At 70.9% G+C, this 7,068-nt stretch carries 10 protein-coding genes; 8 read left to right on the top strand and 2 right to left on the bottom strand.

The window, feature by feature from the left end; genetic code table 11:
* Positions 1-634 (top strand): helix-turn-helix transcriptional regulator (locus ACWDX9_RS18865; RefSeq protein ID WP_449955349.1); only part of this gene is annotated, 634 nt, incomplete at its 5' end.
* A gap of 9 nt (positions 635-643) precedes the next feature.
* Here the strand turns inward: ACWDX9_RS18865 and ACWDX9_RS18860 are convergent.
* Positions 644-877: a hypothetical protein gene (locus ACWDX9_RS18860; RefSeq protein ID WP_449955346.1), complete on the bottom strand. Its 234-nt coding sequence runs from the start codon at positions 875-877 to the stop codon at positions 644-646.
* Between ACWDX9_RS18860 and ACWDX9_RS18855 the strand changes: the two genes are divergently transcribed.
* The 7 genes from ACWDX9_RS18855 (at position 867) to ACWDX9_RS18825 (ending at position 4,019) form a co-directional block, all read left to right on the top strand.
* A complete protein-coding gene (locus ACWDX9_RS18855) occupies positions 867-1,160 on the top strand; it encodes a hypothetical protein (RefSeq protein WP_449955343.1) in 294 nt (97 codons plus the stop codon). The genes ACWDX9_RS18860 and ACWDX9_RS18855 overlap by 11 nt on opposite strands.
* Before the next feature lie 41 nt (positions 1,161-1,201).
* Positions 1,202-1,924: a sulfotransferase family protein gene (locus tag ACWDX9_RS18850; protein WP_449955340.1), complete on the top strand. Its 723-nt coding sequence runs from the start codon at positions 1,202-1,204 to the stop codon at positions 1,922-1,924.
* A gap of 49 nt (positions 1,925-1,973) precedes the next feature.
* Positions 1,974-2,582: a TetR/AcrR family transcriptional regulator gene (locus tag ACWDX9_RS18845; protein ID WP_449955337.1), complete on the top strand. Its 609-nt coding sequence runs from the start codon at positions 1,974-1,976 to the stop codon at positions 2,580-2,582.
* A 77-nt stretch (positions 2,583-2,659) separates the two neighbouring features.
* Entirely contained in the window at positions 2,660-2,953 is a 294-nt protein-coding gene (locus ACWDX9_RS18840) for an SET domain-containing protein-lysine N-methyltransferase (RefSeq protein ID WP_449955334.1), read from the top strand.
* A gap of 41 nt (positions 2,954-2,994) precedes the next feature.
* Positions 2,995-3,225 (top strand): hypothetical protein, encoded by a 231-nt coding sequence (locus ACWDX9_RS18835; RefSeq protein WP_449955331.1) that lies wholly within the window; start codon positions 2,995-2,997, stop codon positions 3,223-3,225.
* Between the two features lie 25 nt (positions 3,226-3,250).
* Positions 3,251-3,559 carry a hypothetical protein gene (locus ACWDX9_RS18830; protein WP_449955328.1) on the top strand — a complete coding sequence of 103 codons (309 nt, stop codon included), beginning with the start codon at positions 3,251-3,253 and terminating at the stop codon, positions 3,557-3,559.
* A 52-nt stretch (positions 3,560-3,611) separates the two neighbouring features.
* Positions 3,612-4,019 (top strand): RNA-binding S4 domain-containing protein, encoded by a 408-nt coding sequence (locus ACWDX9_RS18825; protein WP_449955325.1) that lies wholly within the window; start codon positions 3,612-3,614, stop codon positions 4,017-4,019.
* A gap of 260 nt (positions 4,020-4,279) precedes the next feature.
* Here the strand turns inward: ACWDX9_RS18825 and ACWDX9_RS18820 are convergent, their stop codons facing one another.
* Positions 4,280-7,066: an outer membrane protein assembly factor BamB family protein gene (locus tag ACWDX9_RS18820; RefSeq protein WP_449955322.1), complete on the bottom strand. Its 2,787-nt coding sequence runs from the start codon at positions 7,064-7,066 to the stop codon at positions 4,280-4,282.
* Positions 7,067-7,068 lie beyond the last annotated feature (2 nt).

Here is a 7,068-nt window from a genome sequence, read left to right as displayed (position 1 = left end):
CGAGCGCGTGGTCGCCGGCCCCGCGCACCACCCCGTGATCGCGGTCCGCTGCGCGGCCGACCTGGTCGACGCGGCGGTCCAGGCCGACCTGCCCGGTGCCGCCGTCGAGCCCCTCGCCCTGCTGGAGCAGTGGGCGAAGGACACGCGCCAGCGCTGGATAGGCGCGGTGGCGCTCCGGTGCCGGGCGCTGGTCGCGCCGGACGGCGAGGCGGAACCGCTCTTCGTCGGCGCGCTCGACCTGCACGGCCCGTCCCAGGCGTCCTTCCAGCGGGCCAGGACCGAGCTCGCCTACGGGCAGTGGCTCCGCCGTACCAGGCGCAGGTCCGAAGCCCGCTCTCACCTGCGGGCCGCGCATGCCGCGTTCGAGCAGCTAGGCGGGCTCCCCTGGGCGGAGCGCGCCGCGACCGAGCTGAGCGCGGCCGGGGAGCCGAGCCCGGCGGAGCCGCTGCCGGAGGCCCTGCGCGGGCTGACGCCGCAGGAGCGGCACGTGGTGTTCCTCGCCGCGCGGGGGGCGTCCAACCGGGAGATCGCCGCCCGGCTCTTCCTCAGCCCGCGGACGGTCGGCTACCACCTCTACCGCGCCTTCCCCAAGCTCGGCATCACCTCGCGGACCGAGCTGGCGAACCTGCTGTAGGGGCGGCCTTCAGGGGTAGTACGCGGCCAGCTTGCCCTTGATCGTGGCGACGGTGCCGTCGAAGGGCATGAGCTGCGGGTCGCCGCGCCGGTAGTCGAGGAGCCGGACGGCGTACACGGCGCGACCTTGGCGAACCACGGCGACCCAGAAGTGGTACGTCAGGGTCGAGTACGGGTTGGTGGCGGCGGTGACCCGCAGGACCTCCACGCCGTCCGCCTCACCCGCCCGGGTGATGTCGAACACCGCCGAGCCGCTCTCGCCCGGCTGGTTGCGGTCGACGCAGGTCGCCAGCTCGGCCCGCCACTGCCGCTCGAAGGCGGCCGCGTCGTCCGCGCTCGGGAAGACCCAGACGTCGTTGCAGGAGTGGAACCACGTCGGCGTGGAGAACCTCGCGCTGACGCCCGCACTCGCGCCGGTCGAGGCGGCAATCGTGATCGAAGCGCAACAAAGATCACGGGCATCGCGGCATGATCCCCTACCGGCGGAAAAATGTACAGCCGTTGAGTTTTTTCGCCCGTCCTCCTAGCCTGAGGGCGACCGTCATCGCGGACGACAGGGGAACTCGGCATGATGAAAGTCATCGGCGCGGGCCTTCCACGCACCGGCACCACGTCAATGAAAGCCGCGTTGGAGCGGCTGGGCTTCACCCCCTGCTACCACATGGTCGAGGTGATGACCCATCCCGGCCACGTCGATCACTGGCTGGAGGCCTCCGCAGGGAAGGTCCGGACCCGGGAGGACTGGGACCGGGTCTTCGAGGACGGCTACCAGGCGGAGGTGGACTGGCCCGCCAGCTTCTACTGGCGGGAGCTGGCCGACGCCTATCCCGAGGCGAAAGTCATCCTCACCGTACGGGACCCGCTCAAGTGGCACCCGAGCATCCGGATGCTGTTCTCCGGCGAGAACCGTCCGGCCCCTTCGGACGAGATGCCCGAGCAGATCCGCCAGCTCCTGACGACCATGCAGCGCATGCGGCCCGCTCTGGACCAGATGGGGCGCTCCCTTTTCGGCCCCGACTGGACCTTCGGGAGCGACCTCGGCGACGAGGAACTGGTCGTCGCGGCCTTCAACCGGCACGTGGAGACGGTGAAGCAGAGCATTCCGGCGGAGCGGCTGCTGGTGTTCGACGTGCGGGAGGGGTGGGAGCCGCTGTGCGCCTTCCTCGGCGTGGACGTCCCGGCCGGCGAGCCGTTCCCGCATCTGAACGACGCCGAGTCGATGCGGCAGGCGTTCGAGCGGATGAAGGTGGGCGACATGTCCGGCTTCCCGCTCGGCCGGCCCGGCGGCTGACAGGCCGGTAGTCGATAGCATCGGCCTGCGCAGGAAGAGGTGACCAGCAGTGACCGATGTCATCGACCAGGCCGGAAACGGTGAGAGAAAGGGCGAACGCACCCGCCGCCGCATCCTGGAGGCAGGGCGGCGGGTGTTCGGCGAGGTGGGCTACGACCGCGCCACCATCCGGGCCATCGCCGCCGAGGCGCAGGTGGACAAGTCCTCGGTGATCCAGTATTTCGGCACCAAGGAGCAGCTCTTCCGCGAAGCCCTCGACCTCCGCATCAACGTGGACGCGCTCACTGTCGAGGGCGACCCGGCGGCCTCGGCGGAAAGATACCTGCGCGCCATGCTCGAACGCTGGGCCGCCGCCCCCGACAGCCCCATGGCCGTGCTCCTGCGTACCAGCCTGACCAGCGAGGAGGCCGCCGACCTGCTACGCAGGCACATCACCGCCGAGGCCATCGACCGCATCGCCTTCCACCTGGAGGGCCCGGACCCGCGGCTGCGGGCGGCCCTGGCCGGGGCCGTCATGTTCGGCATCACCTTCCACCGCCACCTGCTGCGCACCCCGGATCTGGCCGCCGCCCCGCTGGACGACGTCCTGCGCCTGGCCGTCCCGCTCATCCACGAACTCCTCGCACCGCCGCCCGCGACCGCCACACAGGAGCCCTGACGGCCCGCCTCGCGCCGCCCTACAGCAGCCTCACCGTCGCCGAAGGCGTCCACCTGCTTCTCGATCCCGCTCACCCGGTGCGCTACGGCAACCACTCCTGCGACCCCACTCTCTGGCACCGTGACGCGACAACGGTGATCGCACGACGCGACATCGATCCAGGCGAGGAGCTCACCATCGACTACGCCACGCACACCGGCGTCGAAGCCTGGTCGATGGCCTGCCGTTGTGACACGCCTTCGTGCCGTCGCGTCGTCACCGGCCACGACTGGCGGCTGTCACGGCTGCAGGCCGCCTACGGCACCCATTGGAGCCCGCCCCTGCTCGAACGCATCGAGGCGACCTCTGGGGTCAGCGACCAACCGGAGTGACCGCTCCGGCGGGGGGAAGTGCTTTCTGCGACGATGGCCGCATGGACGGGAGGGGCCAGGACCACACGGTCAACGTCGTGACCGGCGACGTACACGGGGCCCTCGTCCAGGCCGGGTCCGTCAGCGGCGGCGTCCACGTCCACATGCCGTCGCACCGCTCCGCCTCGCCGCGGAGCCGGGCGGCTGAGCGGCCGTCGTGGTTGGCCCGTCTGTCCGACGGCACGGCCGGCGTACTGCTCGGGGAGCACGCGCCGGTCGGCCGGTGGTGGTGACGGCCGGCGCGAGGGAACCCTCCGCGTGTGGGACGCGGCCGGGCGGCAGGCCCTGCGCACGATCCCGACCGGCGCGGGCCGCGTCCGCTTTCTCGCCGCCGGTGTGCTGCACGGGCGTCCGGTCGTGCTCGCCGCGAGCCACGACGGCCCCGTGACCACGGGGGACCTGACGACCGGCACGGCCCTGGACGAGGTCCGGCTGCCCGACACCTGCCGGGGATTCGCCCGCGGCGAGCGCGGCGTGCTCGTCATCGGGATCCGGAACGACATCGCCGTCATCGAGACCGAGATCCAGGGCGCCGTCCCGGAACTCGGCACGCCGTCCGAGCCGTGAGCCTCCTCTCGCGCGATCGACGGCTTGTCACGTCACTCAGTACAGTGTCGGGGTGTCAGGTGAGCAGGCGAGTGCGCGGGTGGACAGCTGGATCTGGTCGGTGCGGCTGACCAGGACCCGTTCGATCGCGTCCGACGCCTGCCGGGGCGGTCACGTCCGGGTCAACGGGGTACGGGTCAAGCCCGCGCACGTCGTCCGGGCCGGTGACGAGGTCCGGCTGCGGCACGAGGGGCGCGAACGCATCGTGGTCGTCTCCCGGATCATCACCAAGCGCGTCGGCGCCGCCGTGGCCGCCGAGTGCTACGTCGACAAGAGCCCTCCGCCTCCTCCGCGCGAGGAGACGGTGACGGTGGCCGTCCGGGCTCGTGGGGCGGGCCGTCCCACCAAACGCGAGCGCCGCAGCATCGAAAAGCTGCTCGGGCGCCGGGCGGCGGAGGGGCGGGGGCCCGCCCCCGAGTGAACGGTTGACGTTGGCGCTTGGTTCGAGATCGGTGGACGCATCCGAGCCGGTCCGGCCGCCCGAGGATGAGCACGGAGGTTCGGGACTTGGTGCTGCGCCTGGCACGGCAGCCCGATCAATAAGCAGGCCTGCACCGTCAGGGTCTTGAGCCCTTTCACGTGGCCGCGACTGAGGACCGTACCACGATGCGCGTCTGGGCACGGCCGACGCCTCCGCCCCAGGACACGCCACGGCGCCACCAGGCAGGTGCGGGAGAAACCTCACGCCGGCAACGCGTACAGAATGCCGTTCGCGCTGCCGACGTACACCACGCCGTCGGACACCACCGCGGTGGACTCGCCGACGCCGCCGGTCTGGAAGCTCCACCGGAGGGCGCCGGATACGGCGTCCAGCGCATGAAGCGTCCCGTCGCGGCCGCAAACGTATAGGGTGCCCCTTTGCACCGCAGGGTGGGAGCCGACACCGCCTCTCACGGGGAAGCTCCAGCGGGTCGCTCCCGAGGAGGCGTCCAGCGCGTACACCTTGCTGTCGGCGCCGCTGACATACGCGACCCCCCGGGCCCCCGCGAGGTACCACTCGTAGTCCTGGCCGCCGTGTCCGGCCCGGAACCTCCACAGTCGCTTGCCGGTGGCCGCGTCCAGGGCATACGTCATCCCGTTCGTGCCGCCGAGGTGAACGATGCCGTTCGCCACCACGAGCCGGTCGAAGACGCGCGAGCCGAGCCGTGAACTCCATCGGGCCGTGCCGGTGGCGGCGTCCAGCGCGTACACCTTGCCGTCCGTGCTGAAGGCGTAGACGACTCTGCCTGCCACCACCAGTTCCATACGGGCCTGGGGGTCAACGGGCCGGAACCTCCACCGCTGAGCGCCCGACCTGGCATCCAGGGCATACACCATGCCGTGGTCGCCGCCGACGTAGACGACTCCACCGGCCACCACAGGGCCGAAGGGGACGACACCCGGGATCAGGCGGTGTTCGAGGACGGTACGGTCGGGCCGGAACCGCCACTGCTCCTTGCCGGTGCCGGCGTCCAGCGCCACGACTTCGGAGTCGTCCGTCGAGATGTACACGCTGCGCCCCGCCGCCACGGGGCCGAGGCTCGCACCGGTCCGGCGGATCCACAATTTCCCGCCGCCGGCGGCGTCGAGCGCCACCGTCTTGCCGGCGGTGTTGATCGCGTAAACGACCCCGCCCGTGACCGCCAGTTCGTCGCTGATGGACTCGCCCGTCTGGAAACTCCATCGGGCCCTGCCGGTGGTGGCGTCCAGCGCGTACACCTTGCCGTCGTCGCTGCCGACGTAGACGACGCCATGGACCACCACCGGCCTGGTCGCGATCGCTGAGTCCGTCGGGTAGCTCCAGTGACCGGTGTTCGCGGGCGGCGTGGCGCGGACGCCCGGCCGGTACCGGGTCAGCAGGTTGTCCCGCAGCCGCGTGGAGAGGAGCCGCACCGCCAGCCGCGAGGAAGACCGCAGTGTGGCCACGACAGGGCCCACAGTGAGGATCGTGCCGCCGCTGTCTCCGTTCGGCCCGGTCACACTGTAGGTGAGGAAATCCGGGCCTTCGGTGCTGGGGTCGAAGCGGGCGGGCGGCAGGGCGCTGCTGTTCTTGATCTCGTCCGCCTCGGCGGCGAACAGCTTGCGTGCGACCGTGGTCGACGGGGAGACCCAGTCCACGGAAAGCGAGATCACCGCGTCATCGTCCCTGGGCGGTACCCAGTTACACTGCGGGGCTTCGGGTAACCCCGCCCCCGCCCGGTCGTTTCCCAGGGGCACGGCGCGGTAGCCGTCCCCGACGGTTCGTAGGTCGCGTTCGGTCAGCAGGGCGCAAGCGTCCGGCCAGGCCTGCGGTGCGACGCCGCCGAACACGGCGGGACCGGTGGGCAGCCCGCGCACCAGGGTGTACGCGCTGATCCACTCGGTCTTGGCGATGTCGCTGTAGACGAATGCCATGCTCCGGGTCGCTCCGGCAAGGGACGCGAACTCGTAGGGTATGTCGATGGGCAGTCCGCCGAGGTGGCCGGTGACGGTGTCCAGAGACAGCAAGTACGCGGGCATCGGCCACTTGCTGTGCAGAACGAGCTCCCCCTTCTCGCCCACAGTGGGGTTCGACCCGGCGAACAGGGGCAGACTCCAACGGCTGGAGTCGGTGACCTCGACGGCTTCCCGAACGGTGGACAACAACCTGCCGTCCGCCGCATAGAACAGCGCGTCGCTGCCTCCCCAGACGTAGACGTATCCGTCCGCGCCGCTCTCGATGTCCATATCAGGAGGGCTGCCCAGCTCCGGTTCGTCGTCGCCAGGCGAGTCGTCGACCGGCGGGGGGAAGGAGGACAGCCGGCGCGTCCATTCGTAGCGCAGCGCATGCGGATCCAACGAGGCGAGTTGGAACCGAGTCTCCAAGCAGTAACTCAAAAGCATCACCGAACGGACCGTGGCGGCGCCTTGCACATGGCAGCGTCGTGGGTGAGTCATGCGCGCCGTGGTCGCCCCGGTCCGCGGATCGAGGGCGTGGATGGCAAGGGGCTCGAACGAGCGCTCGACGACCACGATGCCGCGCTCGGTCGCCATGATCCGCGGGCCGTCGTACAGGCCGGCGTCCTGCGTTGGGGACTGCATGGAGACGATGATCGTGCGCTGCCACAGCTTGACGCCCGTGAGCAGGTCGTAGCCGGACAGAGTGTGGCCGGCGGCGTCTCGCGTCCCCCGCGACACGACGAGCGTCCCGGTCACGATCCAGACGCCGCTCACGGATGAGGGAAGCCCTGAGGCGGCCGGGATGGTGCGCATCAGCGTGCCCGTACGCGGATCGTGAACCGTCACGCTGCCCTGCCGGCTCGCCACGGCGACCGCCCGATCCGACACGGCGATGAGTGGGGTCGCGAAATCAAGGGTCGGCGTCCCGCCGATATCCAGGTCGACGGGCATCGACCATGTCGCACGCCACTCGACGGGCACGATCGAGAGTCGCGGGGCGTCCGCTGCCACGGTCGAGCAGGCCACCACGACCATCGCGAGCAGGACGGCGACCGTGCGACGCCGCGGCACGG

The organism is Nonomuraea sp. NPDC003201, from assembly GCF_053590415.1.
This window is presented reverse-complemented; position numbering and strand designations above follow the sequence as displayed.

What these genes read in the sequence shown, in the direction of transcription:
- ACWDX9_RS18855 (WP_449955343.1), top strand. Translation starts at nt 867, where the DNA reads ATGTCGAACACCGCCGAGCCGCTCTCGCCCGGCTGGTTGCGGTCGACG.
- ACWDX9_RS18850 (WP_449955340.1), top strand. Translation starts at nt 1,202, where the DNA reads ATGATGAAAGTCATCGGCGCGGGCCTTCCACGCACCGGCACCACGTCA.
- ACWDX9_RS18835 (WP_449955331.1), top strand. Translation starts at nt 2,995, where the DNA reads ATGGACGGGAGGGGCCAGGACCACACGGTCAACGTCGTGACCGGCGAC.